Origin of the sequence: Geminicoccus flavidas, from assembly GCF_009806515.1 — a bacterium.
Taxonomy (GTDB): Bacteria; Pseudomonadota; Alphaproteobacteria; order Geminicoccales; family Geminicoccaceae; genus Geminicoccus; species Geminicoccus flavidus.
Window position 1 is genome coordinate 1 of sequence record NZ_WUJP01000047.1, and the last position, 1,298, is coordinate 1,298.

A 1,298-nucleotide genomic window follows, 5' to 3' on the forward strand; every position below is an offset into this window, starting at 1 on the left:
TCACGTCCGGGTCGGCCTGGAGCTGGGCGAGGAAGGGCTGCTCCGCCTCCCAGGCCCGCATCGCGTTGCGCTGGACCAGCTCATAGGCCTTCTGCCGGGGCATGCCGGTGTCGATCAGCGCCAGGAGGATGCGCTGGGCGTTCCACAGGCCCAGAGACGCGTCGAGGTTGCGCTGCATCCGCTCAGGGTAAACCACCAGTTTCTCGACCATGCCGGCGGCCCGATGCAGGGCGAAGTCCAGGACAATGCAGGCATCGGGCAGCAGCGTGCGCTCCACCGCACTGTGCGAGATGTCGCGCTCATGCCAGAGCGCCACGTTCTCCAGCGCGGGAATCGCCGCACCACGCACGATCCGGGCCAGGCCCGTCAGGTTCTCGGACAGGACCGGGTTGCGCTTGTGCGGCATGGCCGAGCTGCCCTTCTGTCCCTTGTGGAAGAACTCCTCGGCCTCGCGCACCTCGCTGCGCTGGAGGTGGCGGATCTCGACCGCCAGGCGCTCGATCGCGGATGCGGTGATCGCTAGGCTGGCGGTGAAGGCGGCATGGCGGTCGCGCGGGATCACTTGGGTGGAGACCGGCTCCACGGCCAGGCCCAGCTTGGCTGCGACCCTGGCTTCGACCGCCGGGTCGACATTGGCGAAGCTGCCGACCGCACCGCTGATAGCGCAGGTGGCGATTTCCGCCCGGCCGGCCACCAGCCGCGCCCGGCAGCGGGCGAACTCGGCGAAGTGGCCGGCGAGCTTCACCCCGAAGCTGGTGGGCTCGGCATGGATCGCATGGCTGCGGCCGATCGTGGCGGTGGCGCGGTGCTCGAGCGCGCGCGCCTTCAGCGCGGCCAGCAGCCGGTCCAGCCCGGCGATCAGCAGGTCGGCGGCGCGGCTGAGCTGGACCGCCAGCGTGGTGTCGAGCAGGTCCGAGCTGGTCAGGCCCAGATGTAGGAAGCGGGTATCGGCACCGCACAGATTCTCCAGATGGGTCAGAAAGGCGATCACGTCGTGGCGCGTGATCGCCTCGATCTTCTCGACCGCCTCCGGATCGATGATCTCGGCCATCCGCTCCGTCGTGGCGGTCCGCAGCGCGCCCACCGCGTCCGCCGGCACCTGCCCCAGCTCCGCCATCGCCTCGGCGGCGGAAAGCTCAATCTCGAGCCACAGGCGCAACTTCTCTTCGGCGGAGAAGATCGCCGTCATCTCGGGGCGGGCGTAGCGCGGGATCATCTTGCATCGGCTCCGGTGGGATTCGCGGGTTCCGATAGCGCCCATTCGGCCGCATATGAAGGGCGGAACGTTTGCGGGCGAG

1 protein-coding gene is annotated in these 1,298 nt (G+C 69.3%); it reads right to left on the minus strand.

The features are described 5' to 3' along the window. Positions 1–1,216 (minus strand): adenylosuccinate lyase (purB, locus tag EQG76_RS01230; RefSeq protein WP_159709869.1); only part of this gene is annotated, 1,216 nt, incomplete at its 3' end. Positions 1,217–1,298: the final 82 nt, after the last annotated feature.